The 20,624-nt window shown below is 41.0% G+C and carries 22 protein-coding genes; all 22 read left to right on the top strand.

Annotated elements, in window-relative coordinates:
- Positions 1-2 precede the first annotated feature (2 nt).
- The 22 genes from ACSLGF_RS01965 (at position 3) to ACSLGF_RS01860 (ending at position 20,534) form a co-directional block, all read left to right on the top strand.
- The gene (locus ACSLGF_RS01965; protein ID WP_456001988.1) at positions 3-707 is read left to right on the top strand and encodes a demethylmenaquinone methyltransferase; all 705 of its coding nucleotides are present in this window, start codon (positions 3-5) and stop codon (positions 705-707) included.
- Positions 708-731: 24 nt separating this feature from the next.
- A complete protein-coding gene (gene hepT, locus ACSLGF_RS01960; protein WP_456001985.1) occupies positions 732-1,694 on the top strand; it encodes a heptaprenyl diphosphate synthase component II in 963 nt (320 codons plus the stop codon).
- Between the two features lie 128 nt (positions 1,695-1,822).
- The gene (ndk, locus tag ACSLGF_RS01955) at positions 1,823-2,269 is read left to right on the top strand and encodes a nucleoside-diphosphate kinase (RefSeq protein ID WP_456001982.1); all 447 of its coding nucleotides are present in this window, start codon (positions 1,823-1,825) and stop codon (positions 2,267-2,269) included.
- A gap of 145 nt (positions 2,270-2,414) precedes the next feature.
- Entirely contained in the window at positions 2,415-3,194 is a 780-nt protein-coding gene (locus tag ACSLGF_RS01950; RefSeq protein WP_099728086.1) for a CheR family methyltransferase, read from the top strand.
- Positions 3,195-3,267: 73 nt separating this feature from the next.
- On the top strand, positions 3,268-4,440 hold the full coding sequence (gene aroC, locus ACSLGF_RS01945; RefSeq protein WP_456001979.1) for a chorismate synthase: 1,173 nt from the start codon (positions 3,268-3,270) through the stop codon (positions 4,438-4,440).
- The gene (aroB, locus tag ACSLGF_RS01940) at positions 4,440-5,531 is read left to right on the top strand and encodes a 3-dehydroquinate synthase (RefSeq protein ID WP_456001976.1); all 1,092 of its coding nucleotides are present in this window, start codon (positions 4,440-4,442) and stop codon (positions 5,529-5,531) included. Before aroC ends, aroB begins: the two co-directional genes overlap by 1 nt.
- Positions 5,528-5,911 carry a chorismate mutase gene (gene aroH / locus ACSLGF_RS01935; protein ID WP_456001973.1) on the top strand — a complete coding sequence of 128 codons (384 nt, stop codon included), beginning with the start codon at positions 5,528-5,530 and terminating at the stop codon, positions 5,909-5,911. The genes aroB and aroH overlap by 4 nt, the downstream gene beginning before the upstream one ends.
- A gap of 232 nt (positions 5,912-6,143) precedes the next feature.
- Entirely contained in the window at positions 6,144-7,691 is a 1,548-nt protein-coding gene (gene trpE / locus ACSLGF_RS01930; protein WP_456001970.1) for an anthranilate synthase component I, read from the top strand.
- Complete coding sequence (trpD, locus tag ACSLGF_RS01925) at positions 7,663-8,685, top strand: anthranilate phosphoribosyltransferase (protein WP_456001967.1); 1,023 nt, start codon at positions 7,663-7,665, stop codon at positions 8,683-8,685. The genes trpE and trpD overlap by 29 nt, the downstream gene beginning before the upstream one ends.
- Positions 8,678-9,430 (top strand): indole-3-glycerol phosphate synthase TrpC, encoded by a 753-nt coding sequence (trpC, locus tag ACSLGF_RS01920; protein WP_456001964.1) that lies wholly within the window; start codon positions 8,678-8,680, stop codon positions 9,428-9,430. Before trpD ends, trpC begins: the two co-directional genes overlap by 8 nt.
- A complete protein-coding gene (locus ACSLGF_RS01915; RefSeq protein ID WP_456001961.1) occupies positions 9,427-10,095 on the top strand; it encodes a phosphoribosylanthranilate isomerase in 669 nt (222 codons plus the stop codon). The genes trpC and ACSLGF_RS01915 overlap by 4 nt, the downstream gene beginning before the upstream one ends.
- The gene (gene trpB, locus ACSLGF_RS01910) at positions 10,076-11,275 is read left to right on the top strand and encodes a tryptophan synthase subunit beta (protein ID WP_456001959.1); all 1,200 of its coding nucleotides are present in this window, start codon (positions 10,076-10,078) and stop codon (positions 11,273-11,275) included. The genes ACSLGF_RS01915 and trpB overlap by 20 nt, the downstream gene beginning before the upstream one ends.
- A complete protein-coding gene (gene trpA / locus ACSLGF_RS01905; RefSeq protein ID WP_456001956.1) occupies positions 11,272-12,075 on the top strand; it encodes a tryptophan synthase subunit alpha in 804 nt (267 codons plus the stop codon). The genes trpB and trpA overlap by 4 nt, the downstream gene beginning before the upstream one ends.
- A gap of 11 nt (positions 12,076-12,086) precedes the next feature.
- Positions 12,087-13,184: a histidinol-phosphate transaminase gene (gene hisC, locus ACSLGF_RS01900; protein WP_456001953.1), complete on the top strand. Its 1,098-nt coding sequence runs from the start codon at positions 12,087-12,089 to the stop codon at positions 13,182-13,184.
- A 115-nt stretch (positions 13,185-13,299) separates the two neighbouring features.
- On the top strand, positions 13,300-14,415 hold the full coding sequence (locus tag ACSLGF_RS01895) for a prephenate dehydrogenase (RefSeq protein WP_456001950.1): 1,116 nt from the start codon (positions 13,300-13,302) through the stop codon (positions 14,413-14,415).
- 10 nt (positions 14,416-14,425) lie between these two features.
- Positions 14,426-15,712: a 3-phosphoshikimate 1-carboxyvinyltransferase gene (aroA, locus tag ACSLGF_RS01890; protein WP_456001947.1), complete on the top strand. Its 1,287-nt coding sequence runs from the start codon at positions 14,426-14,428 to the stop codon at positions 15,710-15,712.
- A gap of 289 nt (positions 15,713-16,001) precedes the next feature.
- Entirely contained in the window at positions 16,002-17,273 is a 1,272-nt protein-coding gene (locus ACSLGF_RS01885; protein WP_456001944.1) for a tetratricopeptide repeat protein, read from the top strand.
- A gap of 75 nt (positions 17,274-17,348) precedes the next feature.
- Positions 17,349-17,888 (top strand): ReoY family proteolytic degradation factor, encoded by a 540-nt coding sequence (locus tag ACSLGF_RS01880; protein ID WP_008344562.1) that lies wholly within the window; start codon positions 17,349-17,351, stop codon positions 17,886-17,888.
- Between the two features lie 61 nt (positions 17,889-17,949).
- Positions 17,950-18,396 (top strand): YpiF family protein, encoded by a 447-nt coding sequence (locus tag ACSLGF_RS01875; protein ID WP_456001941.1) that lies wholly within the window; start codon positions 17,950-17,952, stop codon positions 18,394-18,396.
- Between the two features lie 145 nt (positions 18,397-18,541).
- Positions 18,542-19,048: a ubiquinol-cytochrome c reductase iron-sulfur subunit gene (locus ACSLGF_RS01870; RefSeq protein ID WP_007500911.1), complete on the top strand. Its 507-nt coding sequence runs from the start codon at positions 18,542-18,544 to the stop codon at positions 19,046-19,048.
- A 2-nt stretch (positions 19,049-19,050) separates the two neighbouring features.
- The gene (qcrB, locus tag ACSLGF_RS01865) at positions 19,051-19,725 is read left to right on the top strand and encodes a menaquinol-cytochrome c reductase cytochrome b subunit (RefSeq protein ID WP_003215804.1); all 675 of its coding nucleotides are present in this window, start codon (positions 19,051-19,053) and stop codon (positions 19,723-19,725) included.
- A 41-nt stretch (positions 19,726-19,766) separates the two neighbouring features.
- Positions 19,767-20,534: a c-type cytochrome gene (locus ACSLGF_RS01860; RefSeq protein ID WP_456001938.1), complete on the top strand. Its 768-nt coding sequence runs from the start codon at positions 19,767-19,769 to the stop codon at positions 20,532-20,534.
- The last annotated feature ends 90 nt before the right edge of the window (positions 20,535-20,624 follow it).

Raw genomic sequence — 20,624 nt, 5'->3', positions numbered from 1 at the left:
TCATGCAGCAATCAAAAGAACAGCGAGTACACGGTGTATTTGAAAAAATTTATAAAAACTATGATCAGATGAACTCTGTCATCAGCTTTAAACAGCATAAAAAATGGCGCGATAAAACAATGAAGCTCATGAATGTTCAAAAAGGAGCCAAAGCATTAGATGTATGCTGCGGAACAGCCGATTGGACCATTGCGCTTGCAGACGCTGCCGGAGAAAAGGGCGAGGTCAAAGGCCTTGATTTTAGTAAAAATATGCTGAGTGTCGGTGAAACGAAGGTGAAGACAGGGGGCTACAATCAAATTGAATTGATCCACGGCAATGCAATGGAGCTTCCTTTTGAGGATAACACATTTGATTATGTGACAATTGGTTTTGGCCTTCGAAATGTCCCTGATTACTTAACGGTGTTAAAGGAAATGACAAGAGTGGCGAAGCCTGGTGGAATGGTTGTCTGCCTTGAGACATCACAGCCTGAGATGATTGGCTTTAAACAAGGCTATTATGTCTATTTCAAATACATCATGCCGCTTTTTGGTAAGCTGTTTGCCAAAAGCTATCAGGAGTATTCATGGCTTCAAGAATCAGCCAAAACGTTTCCTGGCATGAAAGAGCTGGCGGCTCTTTTCGAAGAGGCCGGTTTGTCTGATGTCTCGTATCATCCATTTACAGGCGGTGTAGCAGCAACACATATCGGAAAGAAGCTTTGAATAAACGATATTTGGGTGAAGATAATGAAACTAAAAGCAATGATCTCTTTTTTAAATCATGATATCGATATAATTGAAAAAGAGCTTGAACAAACAGTTCGCTCTGATTATGCATTATTAAGTGAAGCAGGTCTTCATTTGCTGCAAGCGGGCGGAAAACGAATCCGCCCCGTTTTTGTTCTCCTTTCAGGCATGTTTGGCGACTATGACATTAATAAAATTAAATATGTTGCTGTTGCCCTGGAATTAATTCATATGGCATCGCTTGTTCATGATGATGTCATTGATGATGCAGAGCTGAGAAGAGGGAAGCCAACGATTAAGGCAAAATGGGACAATAGAATTGCCATGTACACAGGGGATTACTTGTTTGCACGATCGCTTGAGTACATGACTAAGATCAATCACCCAATGGCACATGAAATTTTGTCAAAAATGGTTGTCGAGCTCTGTCTTGGTGAAATAGAGCAAGTAAAAGACAAATACAACATGGGTCAAAATCTTCGTACATATTTAAGAAGAATTAAGAGAAAAACAGCCTTGCTCATTGCAGGCAGCTGTCAATTAGGTGCCATTGCAGCAGGGACAGATGAAAAAACACATAAAGCCCTTTACTGGTTTGGATACTATGTTGGCATGTCTTACCAGATCATTGATGATGTCCTTGACTTCACATCAACTGAAGAAGAGCTAGGGAAGCCTGTTGGTGGAGACCTTTTACAAGGGAATGTCACACTTCCAGTCTTATATGCACTAAAGGATCCGACACTAGAAGGACAATTGAAGCTGATTAATAGCGAAACGACCGAAAAGCAGCTGAAGCCTGTGATTGAACATCTCAAACAAACAGATGCGATCGACCGCTCCATTCGAGTGAGTGAAATGTATTTGAAAAAGGCATTTGAACAGCTTGACAAGCTTCCACGTGGACGAGCGAAAACGTCGTTAGCCTCCATTGCAAAATATATTGGGAAACGAAAATTCTAATCAACTTTTGGTTGATTGGTTTTTTGTGAAATTTTTTGTCAAAAATTGATTATTATAAAAAAAAATGATACGATCACTCTGTAACAATGTAAGCCTATACATACATAACGACGGGGTGGAAAACGTATATGGACAAAACATTTCTTATGGTCAAACCTGATGGTGTTGAAAGACAATTAATCGGTGAAATTGTGTCAAGATTCGAAAAAAAGGGACTTCAGCTTGTTGGTGCAAAACTAATGAGTATTCCGAAAGAAGTAGCAGAAACACATTACGGAGAGCATAGAGAAAAACCATTTTTCGGAGAATTGGTTGACTTTATTACGTCAGGACCTGTATTTGCTATGGTATGGCAAGGTGAACAGGTAGTAGATGTGACAAGGCAGATTATTGGAAAAACAAACCCGAAAGAAGCACTGCCAGGCACAATAAGAGGAGATTATGGATTAACCGTTGGAAAAAACATTATCCATGGCTCAGACTCACCAGAAAGTGCTGAAAGAGAAATCAACTTATTCTTTAAACAAGAAGAACTCACAAACTGGGATCAAACCATCTCAAGCTGGATTTATTAAGGTTCAAGCCAAGGTGTTCATCAATTGAGCACTTTGGCTTTTTTTATATTGATATTTCTATACGAAATTTCGCATGAGATGATACAAATTTTTAATAAAAACAGCTATACTAGGACAAAGATAGATGAGACAGGAGAGGACATTGATGGATCAATATCAAGTATTTGTTGGAAAATGGAAAAAACTAACCGGGGTTGATCTGAATCTCTATAAAGAAGCACAAATGAAACGAAGATTAACATCACTTTATGATAAAAAAGGATATAAAGATTTTGAAACATTCGCGGCTGCTCTTGAAAAGGATAGAGTGCTGTTAGATGAAACAATGGACAGAATGACCATTAATGTGTCAGAATTTTACCGAAACTATCAGCGCTGGGAAGTACTTGAGCAAAAAATTCTTCCGCTGCTTTTAAAAAACAGTGGAAACGTAAAGATATGGAGTGCAGCATGCTCGACAGGAGAAGAACCGTATACCCTTTCGATGCTGCTGTCAAGTCATCCTCTTGTGAAGGACTTCCAAATTATTGCAACTGATATTGATGATAAAGTCCTGCAATCAGCACAAAAAGGGAGATATCATGAACGCTCTCTGCAAGAGGTGCCAGATCAGATCAAACAAAAATATTTCACAAAAGAAGATTCTTCATTTTACACTGTGAAAGATGAGATTCGAAAGCACATTCAATTTAAGAAGCACAACCTTTTAGCAGATCCATATGAAAAACAGCTTGATCTCATCGTCTGCCGAAATGTACTTATTTATTTTACAGAAGAGGCGAAAGAAGAGATTTACTTGAAAATGAGCAACAGTTTAAAGCAAAATGGTGTGTTATTTGTTGGTTCCACAGAACAAATTTTTCACCCGGAAAAGTTTGGACTGACATCTGCTGATACTTTCTTTTATCAAAAGAAGGGTATCTAGCTGACTTTTTAGTAGCAAGTGTGTTATCATAGTTTTACTTAAAAGCGTTAATGCGATGAAGGGAGATTAAGTCATGAGGTACTTAACAGCAGGTGAATCACATGGTCCACAACTGACCACAATTATTGAAGGAGTTCCAGCAGGACTTTACATAGAGCAGGATGATATCAATTATGAACTGGCTAGAAGACAGAAAGGTCATGGCCGAGGAAGAAGAATGCAAATCGAAAAAGACCAAGCAAAAGTGTTAAGTGGTGTTCGCCACGGGAAAACATTAGGTTCTCCTATTACACTTGTTGTTGAAAACAATGACTGGAAGCACTGGACAAAGGTGATGGGGGCAGAGCCGATCACTGAGGAAGAAGAGAGTGAAATGAAGCGTCAAATCTCTCGCCCAAGACCAGGGCATGCGGATTTAAATGGTGCGATTAAATATGGTCACCGTGATATGCGAAACGTATTAGAGCGTTCATCAGCCCGCGAGACAACAGTTCGCGTGGCAGCAGGAGCAGTAGCCAAACAAATCTTAGCTCATCTAGGGATCAAGGTAGCTGGTCACGTCCTTGAAATTGGCGGAGTGAAAGCTGCTGATACTGCATATGAGTCTATTGAAGATTTGCAAAAGGTAACAGAAGAATCACCAGTTCGCTGTTATGACAGTGAAGCAGGTCAAAAAATGATGGATGCTATCGACGAAGCTAAGAAAAACGGCGATTCGATTGGCGGCATTGTCGAAGTGATTGTTGAAGGTATGCCAGTTGGAGTCGGCAGCTATGTTCATTATGACCGCAAATTGGACAGCAAGCTTGCTGGAGCTGTCCTTAGCATCAACGCTTTTAAAGGGGTTGAATTCGGTATTGGCTTCGAGGCGGCTTCTAAAAATGGCAGTGAGGTCCATGATGAAATCATCTGGGATGAAGAAAAAGGCTATACGAGAAAAACAAATCGCTTAGGTGGTCTTGAAGGCGGAATGTCAACTGGCATGCCGATTGTCGTTAGAGGGGTCATGAAGCCAATCCCAACTCTTTATAAGCCTCTTCAAAGCGTTGATATTGAAACGAAAGAACCCTTCTCTGCAAGTATTGAGCGTTCTGATAGCTGTGCTGTTCCTGCCGCAAGTGTTGTCGCAGAAGCAGTCGTGGCATGGGAAATTGCCAATGCAGTCGTTGAGCAGTTTGGTCTTGACCAAATGGATCGCATTAAAGAAAATGTTGAAAAAATGCGCCAGCTTCAGAGGGAGTTTTAATGAAAACACTGGAAGTGAAGACGTCTTCAGCCACTTATCCTGTATATATCGGTGATGGGATTAAACGCAATATCGTAGACTTGATGACTTCCACTGGGCATTCCTTTACCAAGCTCATGATCATCACAGATTCAGCCGTTGATGCTATTTACGGTGATGAAATGGTGCGATTACTTGAACAGAAGTGGTCAGTACAAAAAGTGGTGGTGCCAAACGGAGAACAATCGAAATCTTTTGCGCAGTTTGAGCATATTCATACGAAAGCCATTCAATTTCAGCTCGATCGCTCCTCCTGCATCATTGCGCTAGGAGGAGGCGTGATTGGCGACTTGGCTGGATTTGCTGCTGCCACTTATATGAGAGGCATTGATTTTATTCAAGTTCCGACCACGTTGCTAGCACATGACAGTGCAGTCGGCGGGAAAACAGGGATCAATCATCCGCTTGGTAAAAATTTAATAGGTGCGTTTCATCAGCCGAAAGCTGTGATCTATGATACTAGTATGCTTGAGACACTTTCTCAAATTGAGCTGAGATCGGGCTTCGCTGAGGTCATCAAACATGCGCTGATTTCAAGTGAAGACTTTTTATCAGAACTGCTGTCCATTCGTTCTTTGACGGAATTATCAAAGGGCAAGCTGGCACATATGCTGTATCAAGGGATCCAAGTCAAAGCATCGATTGTTCAAGAAGACGAAAAAGAACAAGGCGTGCGCGCATATTTGAATTTAGGCCATACACTTGGGCATGCCATTGAAGCGGAGTATGGATACGGAGCCATCACTCACGGAGATGCGATTGCGATTGGTATGCAGTTTGCTTTATATGTGAGCGAAAAGCAACTAGGACTCCGCCTTCATCGTGAGGAACTAAAAATGTGGATGAAAGAACTGGGATTCCCAGTACAAGTCACGCAAGATATTTCAACGAAAACATTTGTTGATCGCATGATTGGTGATAAAAAGGCAAGAGGCGGCAGTGTTCAATTTGTTTTATTAAAACAGGTTGGAGACGTTACCCTGCATTCTTTCACAAAAGATGAGCTGTATCATTGGCTCGAAGAATGGAAACGGGAGGAGGGGTGTCTATGATGTTTCGCGGGATACGTGGGGCTACAACTGTGACAGAAGATACAGAAAAAGAAGTGTTAAACAAAACGAAACAGCTGCTAGAAGCCATTATTTCAAAAAACCAAGTAGATCCAGAGCGTGTCGTGCAGATCTTGATTTCAGCTACACAAGATATTCACTCCGTTTTTCCGGCAAAAGCACTTCGTCAGTTTGAAGGCTGGACATATGTGCCTGTCACTTGTATGCAGGAGCTGGACATTGATGGCGGTCTAAAACAGTGCATTCGGGTGTTAATGACCGTCCAGACAGATACAAAGCAGGAAGACATACAGCATGTGTACTTGGAAGAAGCCGTTACGCTTCGCCCTGATTTACAGTTGACAAAAAACAAGGAATTATAATACGATATGAACAGCCGAAGTTTACACATAGGTGTAAACGGCAAATGCAAGCTTAGAGAAGATGAGAATGAGACTAGGGTAGTTGAGATGAGTAGAGTTGAGCTGAGATACGATACTTCTATTTAATCATACTGCCTAAAAGAGCAAACCTCTTTTAGGCTTATTTCGTATACTCACACAAACCCTCTATATGTCCCCTCATTCTCCTTAATCCCATTTAAGGAGTGTGTTTATGAAATTCCAATCAAACCTTACCCAATTTTTAAGGGACAGTGAGTCCTACAAAACGATACCGATTGTTGAAACCATTACAGTCGATACACTTTCACCCATTCAAATTGTTGAGAAACTTAAGCAGGATATTGTGTATCTGCTAGAAAGCAAAGACGAATCTTCTAGCTGGTCGAGATATTCCTTCATCGGATTACACCCTTTCTTAACCTTGCATGACGACCAAGACCAATATATTGCATGTGATGCTACGGGGCAGGAAGTGATGCAAAAGCAAGAGCTGAAAGATTTACTAGACTGGATGAAAGAGCAATACCAAATCAAGACACCAGATGTTGACATTCCATTTACAGGCGGAGCCGTTGGGTACTTGAGTTATGATCTCATTCCAAGCATTGAACCTTCTGTCAGGCCGCATAGGAACGCATCGCCTGCAGACCATTGCACATTATTTGTCTGTCAAACGATGATTGCTTTTGACCATGAAACGAATCATGTTCATTTTATTCAATACACTCAGCTGACTGGAAATGAAACAAAGGACGAAAAAATACAAGTTTACAAGAAAAATCAAGAGCGGCTTGAACATTTGATTCAGCAGCTTCACACGAAGATTGATATGAAAGAACTGATTTTATCAGGGAATATGAACGAACCACCGTCCTTTGAACAAGTGACGTCAACATATGAAAAAACGCAATTTTTAAAGGACGTAGAAAAAATCAAAGAGTACATTAGAGCGGGTGATATTTTCCAAGGGGTACTCTCACAGCGGTTTGATATTCCTGTGTCAGTGAGTTCATTTGAATTGTACCGTGTGCTTCGGATTGTGAATCCATCTCCTTATATGTATTTTATGAAATTAAAAGATCGCGATTTAGTTGGAAGCTCGCCAGAACGATTAATTCATGCCAAGAATAGGCACTTAGAAATTCATCCAATCGCAGGCACAAGAAAACGAGGAACGACAAAAGAAAAGGATGCTGCACTAGCGAGAGAGCTGCTAGATGATGAAAAAGAAAAAGCAGAGCATTATATGTTAGTAGACCTTGCCAGAAATGATGTAGGCCGCGTGGCAGAATACGGCAGTGTATCCGTCCCGACTTTTACAAAAGTAGTGAACTTTTCACACGTCATGCACATCATCTCCATTGTGACAGGAAAGCTGAAGCAAGATACGCATCCAGTCGATGCGCTCATGTCTGCTTTTCCAGCAGGCACATTAACAGGTGCACCGAAAATTAGGGCGATGCAATTATTAAATGAAATGGAGCCAGAGCCAAGAGAAACGTATGGCGGCTGTATTGCTTATATTGGATTCGACGGCAATATCGACTCCTGTATTACCATTCGCACCATGAGCGTTAAAAATCAGACCGCCTCTATACAAGCAGGCGCTGGTATTGTCGCTGATTCTGTTCCTGAAAATGAATGGGAAGAGACATGTAACAAGGCAGGGGCGCTTCTGAAAGCCATTCAGCTTGCTGAACATATTTTCTCAGAAAAGGAGAGTGTGCAAGATGAATCAACGACTATCAGCTCTTGTTAATGGAGGATTCCTATCAGAAAATGAAGCGAACAGACTCATGCATGATATGATGAGCGGCTCTTTAACAGATGCTGAAGTCGCTGCAAGTCTATCCATTTTAGCGCTTAGAGGGGAAACCTCTGAAGAGATGACAGGCTTCGTGAAAGCAATGAGGCAAAATGCAGCGCCAATGAAAGCGTCGCTTGATGTCGTTGATACGTGCGGTACAGGAGGTGATGGGCTATCGACATTTAATATATCAACTGCCGCAGCCATTGTAGCATCCGCTGCTGGTGCCAAAATCGCCAAACATGGAAATCGGTCGGTCTCTTCTAAAAGTGGGAGTGCTGACGTGCTAGAATGTCTTGGGATCCAAATTCAGTCCACACCAGAAGAAACGAGACAACAAATACAGCAGAAAAACATGGGCTTTTTATTTGCACCGCTCTATCATTCATCTATGAAACAAGTAGCAGCAGTCCGCAAGCAGCTTGGATTTCGGACGGTATTTAATCTATTAGGTCCGCTTTGCCATCCGATGCAAGCCAAAAAGCAAATCATCGGGGTGTATTCAAAGGAAAAGGCAAAATTAATGGCGAAAGCCCTTGCACCTTTAGTGCCAGAACATGTCCTGTTTGTTTGCGGGGAAGATGGGCTGGATGAATTAACGATTACAGCAAATTCATATGTGATTGAACTCAAAAAAGATGTCATAACAGAATATACGCTAAACCCAGAAGACTTTGGGCTGGAAAAAGGGCACTTATCAGACATTCAGGTCCAGTCACCGGAAGAGAGTGCTAACTTAATTCAGAATATATTGAATCATCAAACGGGAGGAGCGCCGCTTCATATTACAGCCCTCAATGCTGGAGCAGCTCTATATGTCGCAGGAAAGTCAGAAAGCCTGATGGCAGGAACATTAAAAGCGTTAGAAACGATTAAAAACGGCGCAGCCAAAGAACAATTAGCCCGTTTAAAACAAAAAAAGAAAGAGGTAGAGATCTATGCTTAATCAAATTATCGCTCGTAAAAAAGAACATATCCAAACCTTGCAATTACCTGATGATGAACACTATGAAAGACGATCATTTAAAGCAGCACTTATGAACCCTCATCGCTCGATCGGACTTATTGCTGAGGTAAAAAAAGCGTCTCCTTCCAAAGGAATCATTCAGCCAAATTTTGATCCTTTACAAACAGCAAAAGCATACGAAAAATCAAATGCAGATTGCTTATCTGTCTTAACGGATGAACCGTTTTTCCAAGGGAAAAACGAGTACTTGTCCCTCATTAAAGAACACGTAGCATGTCCAATTTTAAGAAAAGATTTCATCATTGATTCCATACAAGTAGAAGAATCAAAACGCATAGGGGCTGATGCCATCTTATTAATTGGAGAAGTCCTTGAGCCGCAAAAGCTGTATGAGCTGTATGCTGAAGCAAAAGAAAAAGGACTTGATGTCCTCGTTGAGGTACATGCAGCAGATACACTGGCAAATATCTTAAATATGTTCACTCCTGAGATCATTGGAGTGAACAACCGGAATCTAAATACATTTACAACAACAGTCGAGCAAACAAAAGAGATTGCACCACTTGTTCCAAAGGATGTCTTACTAGTGAGTGAAAGCGGTATTCAGACATTTGATGATCTGACCTTTGTGAAAAAGCATGGAGCGAGTGCTGTTCTTGTAGGCGAATCATTAATGAGAGAACAATCCCAGGAAAAAGCTGTTCAGACATTGTTTGGAGAATGAACATGACGAAGCCTTATTTAAAATATTGCGGGGCTGTCACACAAGAGGATGTCGATTGCATCGCGCAATCTCAAGCGGACGCCATCGGCTTTATCTTTGCTCCAAGTAAAAGACAAGTCCATCCAGATCAAGTGAAACACTGGCTCACCCAAACAAAGTGCGAGAAAGATATCGCCGGTGTGTTTGTGAATGAAAAAATACAAAAAGTGTGCGACATCACAAAGCACATTCCTTTAGATATCGTGCAGCTTCATGGAGATGAAACAAGAGAACACGCAAAAGAAATAAAACAACAAACAGGGGCTATCGTGTGGAAAGTATTTCACCACGAGCCCAATGTAACAGGAACGCTCGAAAAAATGATGGCATTTGCACCCTTTGTCGATGGCTTTCTCATTGATGCGAAAGTAAAAGGGATGAGAGGCGGTTCTGGAACAGCTTTTGCATGGGAGGCGGTGCCTACATACGTTCAGCATGCAAAGCATCTGAGAAAAAATTGCGTCATTGCAGGCGGAGTGACGCCAGTAACGATTACAGAGCTGCTTGCCTACGGTCCAGAAGCGATCGATCTTTCAAGTGGAATAGAAGAAAACGGGAAGAAAAGCAGAGCAAAGATCAAAGCGCTCGAAGAAAGGATGTTAAACGATGTACGCATATCCAAATGAGATTGGCAGATATGGAGAATTCGGAGGGAAATTTGTCCCAGAAACGCTCATGCAGCCACTAGAAGAAATCGAGAAAGCATTTCGTGACTTAAAAGAAGACCCTGCTTTTCAAAAGGAATATATATCGCTTCTGCAAAACTATTCAGGCAGACCGACTGCGCTCACATATGCTGACCAATTATCAGCATACCTCGGTGGTGCAAAAATCTATTTAAAAAGAGAAGATTTAAACCATACAGGCGCTCATAAAATTAACAATGCACTTGGTCAGGCCCTGCTAGCGAAAAAAATGGGGAAATCAAACATTATCGCCGAAACAGGAGCAGGTCAGCACGGAGTAGCTGCTGCAACGGTGGCAGCAAAGTTTGGATTATCCTGCACCGTATTTATGGGAAAAGAAGACGTGGAAAGACAATCACTCAATGTATTCCGAATGAAACTGCTCGGCGCTGAGGTCATACCTGTCACAAGCGGGAACGGCACATTAAAAGATGCAACCAACGAAGCCATCCGCTATTGGGTCCAGCACTGCAGCGATCATTTTTATATGATTGGATCAGTCGTTGGACCTCATCCGTATCCTCAAATCGTCAGTGAATTCCAGCGGATGATCGGTGATGAGGCAAAATCGCAAATACTTGAAAAAGAAAGTCAGCTTCCTCATAAAGTCATTGCCTGCGTTGGTGGCGGGAGTAATGCCATTGGAATGTACAGAGCATTCTTAGATGAAGAGGTAGATATCATTGGTGTAGAAGCAGCAGGGAAAGGAATAGATACCCCCCTTCATGCAGCGACCATCACGAAAGGAACAAAAGGTGTAATTCATGGATCTTTAACATATCTGATCCAAGACGAATTTGGCCAAATTATTGAGCCGTATTCTATTTCCGCTGGATTAGACTATCCCGGGATCGGACCAGAGCACGCATATTTGCATGCAAGCGGCCGGGTTCAATATGTCAGTGCCACTGATCAAGAAGCACTAGATGCGCTAAAGCTGCTGACAGAAAAAGAAGGAATCCTGCCAGCGATTGAATCAGCACATGCCTTAGCCAAAGCGTTTGAGATGAGCCAGAATATGAGTGAAGACGAAATCGTCCTTGTCTGTCTGTCAGGAAGAGGAGATAAGGATGTGCATACATTAATGAATGTGCTTGAAAGTGAGGACAAAACAAAATGATCACATTTCAATTAGAGCAAGATGAGAAATTATTCATTCCATTTATCACGGCAGGAGATCCGTCAGAAGAGATCACCATTGATTTAGCCATCACTCTTCAAGCAGCTGGTGCACATGCGATTGAACTAGGTGTTCCTTATTCCGATCCACTAGCGGACGGTCCTGTCATTCAAAGAGCCTCCAAAAGAGCTCTAAATCATGGCATGAATATCGTAAAAGCGATAGAATTAGCAGGGAAGATGAAAAAAAACGGTGTAAAAATTCCCGTAATTCTATTTACGTATTACAATCCTGTGTTACAATTAGACACAGAATACTTTTTCGCTTTACTGCGCAAAAATCATATTTCGGGACTCTTAACACCCGACTTGCCGTTTGAAGAGAGCAGCGAGCTGCAGAAGAACTGTCAAACACATGACATTTCATATATTTCGCTCGTTGCACCAACAAGCAAAGAACGATTAGAAAAAATCGTAGAGCAGGCAGAAGGTTTTGTGTATTGTGTTTCATCTCTTGGTGTAACAGGTGTCCGGCAATCCTTTGACGCATCGATTACTGATTTTATTCAACAAGTGAAACAGCTGAGTCACATACCGGTTGCGGTAGGTTTTGGCATTTCAACAAGAGAGCAGGTAGACTCAATGAATAAATTGAGTGACGGTGTCGTTGTAGGCAGTGCACTTGTGAAAAAAATTGAAGAGCTTCAAGAACAATTGTTAGCAAGTGATACACGTCAAGATGCTTTAAGAGAATTTGAAACATATGCAAAAACATTTAGTCCCCTCTATTCATTCAAATGAGGTGAAACATTTTGCAAATCAAGGATCAATTAAAACAACTAAAACCGTATCAACCTGGGAAACCAATTGAAGAGGTCAAAAAAGAATATCAATTAGACAAAATTGTGAAATTGGCTTCAAATGAAAACCCTTTTGGATGTTCCACACATGCAAGAGAGGCGATACAAGCCGAACTTGAACAATTAGCGATTTATCCAGATGGATACAGCGCGAGTTTAAGAACGGAGCTGGCCGAATTTCTTCAAGTGAGTGAAAAACAATTAATATTCGGGAATGGCTCAGATGAACTTGTGCAAATTATTGCTAGAGCATTCCTTGACCAACATACAAATACCGTCATTCCGTCTCCATCTTTTCCGCAATACCGTCACAATGCAGTGATTGAACATGCAGAGATTCGAGAAGTGCCTCTTTTAGAGGAAGGAGCTCACGATCTCCAAGGGATGCTGGATGCGATTGATGAAAAAACGAAGGTCTTGTGGGTATGTAATCCAAATAACCCGACTGGGAATCATTTATCAGAAGCAGAGCTTGTGGCGTTTTTAGATCAAGTACCACCTCACGTGCTTGTCGTTCTAGATGAAGCGTATTTTGAATACGTTCGGGCGGAAGACTTCCCGAACAGTTTATCTTTATTAAACTCATATCAAAATATCATCGTACTTCGTACGTTTTCTAAAGCCTATGGGCTTGCGGCGCTTCGAGTAGGCTATGGGCTTGCGTCAGAGGAACTGATTACTGCCATTGAACCAGCGAGAGAGCCATTTAATACAAGTCGTATCGCTCAGGTAGCTGCGCGTGCAGCCATAAAAGATCAAGACTTTATTCAATCGTGTAGACAAAAAAATGAAGCAGGTCTTATGCAATATCAAGAATTTGCTGACCGTTTTGGACTATTTATCTATCCGTCTCAAACAAACTTTGTACTCATTGATTTTAAAAGAGATGCAGACGAACTGTTTCAAGCATTATTGAAAAAAGGCTATATTGTTCGTTCTGGTAAAGCACTTGGTTTCCCAACTTCTTTACGTATTACTGTGGGAACAAAGGAGCAAAATGAAGAAATTCTAACTACACTTGCCGATTTATTACAAGGCATTCGTGCGTAGCATAACAATGAAGTCATATCCTGCTATAGGATATGGCTTTCATTGTACCAATCCAATATACATATAAGCTTTTGAAATGGCTTGTTTAATTTTTGCGAAAAATCAGGTGATGAACATGAACGATGCAAACGAAACAATATTAATCGCTGGACTTGGTTTAATTGGTGGTTCCATTGCACTGTCGATTAAAAAAGAGTATCCTCATAAAAAAATTGTAGGCTACGATGTTTCCAAAGAGCAAATGGTTGCTGCAACAAAGCTGGGTATCATTGATGCAACAGCCGATTCATTAATGGCAGGTTTAAATGAATCAGCAACCATTATTTTGGCAACGCCAGTCCAACAAACCGTCAAGATGCTTAGTGATATTGCAGCATCTGGGATTGAAAGAGAGCTCACGATTACTGATGTTGGCAGCACAAAGCAAAAGGTCGTCAATTTTGCTGAAAAAACGCTGCCTGACCACTACCAATTTATTGGTGGACATCCAATGGCAGGCTCTCATAAGTCAGGTGTCATTGCAGCGAAAGACTTTTTATTTGAAAATGCATTCTACATTTTAACGCCGGCAAAGGAAACGAATCGTCAGGCTGTTGATCGTTTGAAGGATTTGCTAAAAGGGACAAATGCTCATTTCATTGAGATGACCCCAGAAGAACATGACGCTGTGACAAGTGTTATTAGTCATTTTCCTCATATTGTGGCAGCCAGTCTTGTGCATCAAGCGCATCATTTTGAAGAACAATTTCCTCTTGTAAAACGGTTTGCCGCTGGAGGCTTTCGTGATATTACGCGAATTGCTTCAAGTAATCCTGCAATGTGGCGAGATATCCTTCTGCACAATAAAAACAAGATTTTAGATCGATTCCATGAATGGAAAAAAGAGATCGACCGCATTGAGTCCTTTGTGCAGCAAGAAGACGCTGAAGGATTGTTCTCTTATTTTCAAGATGCAAAGGAATATCGCGATGGTCTTCCTCTGAGGAAAAAAGGAGCGATTCCTGCTTTCTATGACCTTTATGTGGATGTTCCGGATCACCCGGGGGTCATTTCGGAGATTACAGGATATTTAGCTAGTGAAAACATCAGTATTACAAATATCCGGATTATTGAAACACGAGAAGACATTAACGGGATTTTACGCATTAGTTTTCAAACAGATGATGATCGCAAGCGTGCAGAAATCTGTATAAAAAAGAGAGCGAATTACGATACATTTTATGCTGACTGAGGTGACAAACATGAAAATTCATAAAAATGCTCCTATGAACGGAGAAATTCATATTCCAGGCGATAAATCCATTTCTCATAGATCAGTGATGTTTGGTGCAATTGCTGATGGGACAACGGTGGTGAAAAACTTTCTTCCTGGAGCCGATTGTTTAAGTACGATTGATTGCTTTAGAAAGATGGGCGTTGAAATTGAACAAAAAGGTACAGATGTGATCATTCATGGCAAGGGATTGAAAGAGCTTAAGGAGCCGGTTGACATCCTCGATGTTGGTAATTCTGGTACAACCATTCGATTAATGATGGGGATCTTAGCTGGTTGTGAGTTTCACAGTACACTGATCGGTGACGAAAGTATTGCCAAAAGACCAATGAAACGGGTGACGGGTCCACTTAAACAACTAGGGGCCAAAATAGATGGCAGATCAAACGGTGAGTATACGCCACTGTCTATTCGTGGTGGCAATTTAAAATCCATCTCTTATGAGTCTCCTGTTGCAAGTGCACAAATTAAGTCTGCTGTCCTTTTAGCTGGACTTCAAGCAGAGGGAATGACGACGTTAACTGAACCACATAAATCAAGAGATCATACAGAAAGAATGCTCTCAATGTTTGGTGTCTCGCTACATGAAGATGCACAAAGTGTTTCAATCAAAGGTGGACAAACGTTAAAAGCAACAGATATATTTGTCCCTGGGGACATCTCTTCAGCTGCGTTCTTCCTTGTAGCTGGATCTATCGTTCCTAACAGCCGGATTGTATTAAAAAATGTCGGCCTAAATAAAACAAGAACGGGTATTATTGATGTGCTGAAACAAATGGGTGCGAATCTTCACATCAATGAAGTGGATGCCAAAGGCGGAGAACCATATGGTGATTTAACGATTTCTACCTCTTCATTAAAAGGGATTGAAATTTCTGGTGATATGATCTCAAGACTCATAGACGAAATTCCTATTATTGCGCTTCTTGCTACCCAAGCGGAAGGAACGACGATCATTAAAGATGCTGCTGAGTTAAAAGTAAAAGAAACCAATCGAATTGATACAGTGGTTTCTGAACTTAAAAAACTTGGTGCCGATATTGAAGCAACGGATGATGGAATGAAAATTCATGGTAAAACCACGCTTACAGGCGGTGCAGTCGTCTCAAGCTACGGAGATCACCGAATCGGTATGATGTTAGGAATTGCCGCATGTATCACAGAACAAGCAGTCGAGATTGAAGATACAGATGCCGTACGTGTATCTTACCCGAATTTCTTTGAACACATTGAATACTTAACGAAAACAGTCTGAGGATGTCCTCAGGCTTTTTCTTTCCTTTTGCATATTTGAAAGAAATATAGCATAGCTTGTCTCAAGGTGAAACCTTGAAAAAAATCATTTTGCCCGATAAAAAATGATTTTTGAGTGCCTGCAGTTTACAAATCGTCAGTTTCGTAAAGGATTAATTGAAAAAGAGTCTTTAAAAAACTAAAATGGGTTCATTTTAAAAGGGCAACATATTTGCTGGATGTGTAGCAGTCGATTATGATATGAAGTAACAACAGTTTAAGTTTTTGGAAACAGAAAGGAACGGTTTGATTTGAATAGTTCATTACAAGAAGCCATAAAATTAGTTGAGGCAGGTGAGACTGAAAAAGGACTTCAAACACTTGCTCGAGCAGAAAAGCAGTTGCATGATGAAGAAAAAGCGCAGGCAGCTCAGTTATATTATGACTGGGGAGATATCGACAAAGCGCGGAATCTCATTAGTGATTTACATGATTTATATCCAGAGGAAACCGGATTAACGTGTTTTTATGCAGAACTATTAATTGACTCAGATGAAGAAGAGAAGGCGATTGCTGTATTAGAAACGATTCCTGAAGATGACGATGCGTATCCAGAGAGTTTATTATTAATGGCAGATTTGTATCAAATGCAAGGACTATTTGAAGTCAGTGAACAAAAGCTTTTAAAAGCGAAAGAACTACTTCCGAATGAAGCCATCATTGATTTTGCATTAGGTGAATTGTATTTTTCTCAAGGGCTTTCAAAGAAAGCAGCCGACTATTTCTACAAAGTTGCAGATCAACAAAATGAGGTTGGCGGCGTCAATGTATACCAGCGGCTCGCTGAATCGCTCAGCACAGCTGGGGAATTTGAGGATGCGCTTGAATGGTACGAAAAGGCAGTAAAAGATCAAGCGGACCCGAATACACTCTTTGGCTATGGGTTTACAGCGATGAGAGCTGGCAGAACGAAAACAGCCATTCAGCAGCTTTCACAACTAAAAGATATTGATCCGTCTTATTCATCACTTTATATGCCTTTAGCGAAAAGTTATGAGGAAGAAGGGCTATATCATGAGGCTTTAGAGGTAGTAAAAGAGGGTATTAAAGTTGATGAGTATAACAAAGAATTATATTTATATGGTGCAAAGATTGATTTGAAAAATGGTGATTCAGAAGATGCGAAAAAGCTGCTTCAAGAAGCACTTGCCCTTGATCCAGGATATATTGAAGCGATTCAAACATTGCTTGCGATCTATCTAAATGAAGAACTTTTTGATGAAATCCTTGATGTCATTCAAGAAGTTAAAAGCTTTGGGGAAGATGATCCAAAATGGAATTGGTATGCTGCATCTGCTTCTGTCGGACGAGAGGAATACAAAGAAGCAGCCGAGTACTTCAAGCTTGCTCTGCCTGATTTTGATGAGGAGCGTGACTTTTTATATGAATACGCTTCGTTCCTTTTAGAAGAAGGCAGACAAAAAGAAGCCTTGCCGTTATTACGTAAAGTTCTTCAGAAAGATGGCACGAATGAAGAAATTGAAGAAACGATTTTAAGAATTGAAGACGAAATTTCCTTATAGTTTGCAGGAATGAAGAACTGGTTTGTTGAATAATTCATGTATAGCAATTTAATTTACGATAGAGGAGGGAATAACATGCAGACCCCTGTTTCTGTCAATGAAAAGAAGGAATTTATCCGGTGGTTCTTAAACCATTATCAGTTAAAGCGAAGAGAGTGTGTTTGGATATTAAATTATTTAATGAGTCACGACTCTTTGATGGAAAAGGTTCATTTTGTAGAGCAAGCAGAATTTTGCCCAAGGGGAATCATTATGTCAACACACTGTGTGGATGAAGTTCCCTTTAGATTTTATAAAGAAAACATTATGACGACAGATGCTGAAAAGTCATTTCATGATATTCGTTTGAATAAACAGCAAGATTTGTTTATTCAATTGAATTTCCGTTCTGCTTATCGTTCGCCGGAATATGCAGCTGTTCTTGAAACAAATCCACATATTCCAAAGGATCTTTATGAAAATGAAAAAGATAAAGATCTTGCTGAGAAAGTGCTAGAGCACTCTATCGCTACTTTCCAAAAAGAACGACTTATGAAAGAGATAGATGAAGCACTTGACCGTCATGATCAAGAAACATTTAATAAGTTAGCAAAAGAATTAAGCCTATTATCATAAACTGAACCAATAAGCCTTGCCCTATACAGGCAGGGCTTATGTCATGAAAGAGGGGAAATAGATGAAGTTTCAGGCGGAGGATGCGGACCGCTTTTTGCAATCTAAATATTACATTGATACCGCTATCATTCCATTAGTTGGAATAGATGCGAACCAAATCAAACAAACCGTGTCTCTAGGTGAGTTTACAATTCTTGTGGCAGAGGAACTTGAAAGGCAACTGAAAGGGCGGGTGTTTCTTTTTCCATCACATACATATTTAGAAGTAAATGATCGTAAACAAGAAGACATACTTGCGGTCAAGCAGTCCTTACAAGAGCATTTTCAGCATGTCGTGTTCATCACATCTGATCACAACTGGAAAGAGCATTCAGAAATCAGCGAATCACTATTTCTGTTGAAGCCGGTTCCGCTAGAGCACTTAAAGGTCGAATTAAAGCAAAAAGTCATTCAAGATAGTGTAGAACAAATTTTGAACTTTTTGTTACAAAAATGGAACCCTTCATAAAAACCCTTACATTTGCATTGTACATAGCTTTTTAGGCTGTTGACCTTGTGAATAGATTGATATATTATGAGGGTGTCCTAGTTTTATGAAATTTTTTCTAATTCAGTTATAAAGTAGCTGACGACCTGAGGGGGGGGAGAAAAAAATGAGCGAGAAGAGACATGGAGTGTCCAGACGTCAATTTTTGAATTACACGTTGACCGGCGTGGGGGGATTTATGGCCGCTGGAATGCTCATGCCTATGGTTCGCTTTGCGCTTGACCCTGTGCTAAAAGGAACAGAGGATCAGGATATGGTTCAAGTTGTCAGTGTTGATGAACTGACGAAGGAACCGAAGCGCTTTGACTTTAAAATTGATCAAGTAGATGCGTGGTATGAGTCAAAGGAATCTAGGTCAGCATGGGTGTACAAAGAAGGGGATGAAATTGTCGCTTTATCGCCAATCTGTAAACATTTAGGATGTACAGTGAACTGGAACAGTGATCCGAAAAATCCAAACAAATTTTTCTGCCCGTGTCACTATGGGCTGTACGACAAGGATGGTACAAACGTACCCGGAACTCCACCGCTTGCACCGCTTGACCATTATAAGCAGCAAGTGAAGGACGGATACCTCTATCTTGGAAAAGCTGTGCCGAAAGGGGAAGGGTAACGATGCTTAACAAGATTTACGATTGGGTAGATGAGCGGCTAGACATTACACCGATATGGAGAGATATTGCGGATCATGAGGTGCCAGAGCATGTCAATCCAGCGCATCATTTCTCCGCTTTTGTGTATTGTTTTGGCGGTCTAACGTTTTTTGTGACAGTCATTCAAGTCCTTTCGGGCATGTTTTTAACGATGTATTATGTGCCGGACATTAAAAATGCATGGGAATCTGTCTATTATTTGCAGAATGAAGTGGCATTTGGTCAGATTGTCAGAGGAATGCACCACTGGGGTGCGAGTCTAGTGATTGTCATGATGTTTTTACATACGCTAAGGGTCTTTTTCCAAGGGGCGTATAAAAAGCCTAGAGAGCTAAATTGGATTGTTGGTGTGCTCATTTTCTTTGTGATGCTTGGACTTGGTTTTACAGGTTATCTTTTACCATGGGATATGAAGGCGCTGTTTGCGACGAAGGTTGGTCTTCAAATTGCAGAGGCAACACCTTTCATTGGAAAAGAGATCAAAACGCTGCTTGCAGGTCATCCTGACATTGTAGGAGCACAAACGCTGACGAGATTTTTCGCTATCCATGTCTTTTTCTTGCCAGCGGCATTATTTGGGCTGATGGCTGCCCACTTTATTATGATTCGTAAGCAAGGAATTTCTGGACCGCTATAAAAATTTGCGTTTGATGAATGTTCAATGAGGAGGGGATGACTTTGCATAGGGGAAAAGGGATGAAGTTTGTCGGAGATTCTAGAATTCCGGCAGAAAGAAAACCTAACATACCTAAAGACTATTCCGAATATCCGGGAAAAACAGAAGCCTTTTGGCCGAACTTTCTTTTAAAGGAATGGCTTGTAGGTGCCGTTTTTTTAATTGGATTTCTTGTCCTAACTGTTGTTCATGCACCTCCGCTTGAGCGGATGGCTGATCCAACAGATACTGGCTACATTCCGCTGCCAGACTGGTATTTCCTATTTTTGTACCAGTTATTAAAATATGAATTTGCTGCAGGAAGCTATACTGTAGTTGGCGCGATGATTATGCCTGGAATTGCGTTTGGTGCACTATTGCTCGCACCATTTCTTGATTCTGGTCCTGAACGCAGACCGTATAGAAGACCGATTGCAGTCGGGATGATGATCCTTGCAGTTGGTGCAGCAATATATTTAACTTGGGAGTCTGTTGCTACTCATGATTGGGAAGCAGCTGCGAAACAAGGTGAAATTAAGAAAGAAGCGGAGATTGACACCTCAGCCGAAGAGTATAAAATTTATCAAGAGCAAACATGTATCTCCTGTCACGGGGATAATATGCAAGGTGGAGCAGCCGGACCGTCACTTGTTGACAACGGCCTAACACCTGAGGAAATTGCTAAAATTGCTGTAGAAGGAAAAGGCAACATGCCTAAGGGTATCTTTAAAGGCAGCGATGAAGAACTTGAAAAGCTCTCTAAATATTTATCTGAGGTCAAATCTAAATAATTCAGTTGTTTAAATGCAAGTACAAGGATATACTCAAAAGAGAAAAAAGCTGGCGCTGTCAGCTTTTTTCTGATTTTAACAGATCGTGAG

It is taken from the genome of Bacillus sp. A015 (assembly GCF_053851875.1).
The sequence above is the reverse complement of the archived record's forward strand: the minus strand, read 5'-3'. Positions and strand labels throughout refer to the sequence as shown.